The organism is Paraburkholderia sp. SIMBA_054, assembly GCF_046534875.1.
In the GTDB taxonomy this organism is placed as follows: domain Bacteria; phylum Pseudomonadota; class Gammaproteobacteria; order Burkholderiales; family Burkholderiaceae; genus Paraburkholderia; species Paraburkholderia hospita.
Genome location: NZ_JAWRXV010001550.1, coordinates 1 through 242, shown reverse-complemented (window position 1 = coordinate 242; position 242 = coordinate 1). Strand labels below are relative to the sequence as shown.

Genomic DNA, 242 nt, shown 5'->3' with positions numbered 1-242 from the left:
GCGAGTTCCTCTACCGGCTGCATTTCGACCTGCACTACCTGCCGGTGGTATGGGCGCGTTACATCGTCGGCTTCTGCGCGATGTTCATTCTGGTGGCGATCATCAGCGGCATCATCACCCACAAGAAGATCTTCAAGGACTTCTTCACCTTCCGGCCGGGCAAGGGCCAGCGCTCCTGGCTGGACTTCCACAATGCCAGCGCGGTGCTGGCACTGCCTTACCATGCGATGATCACCTACACC

At 59.1% G+C, this 242-nt stretch carries 1 protein-coding gene; it reads left to right on the top strand.

Annotated features, from left to right (window positions below; translation table 11 throughout):
• Positions 1-242, top strand: a 242-nt coding sequence (locus SB822_RS60245; protein ID WP_410859533.1) for a PepSY-associated TM helix domain-containing protein, incomplete at both ends; no start/stop codon positions are given.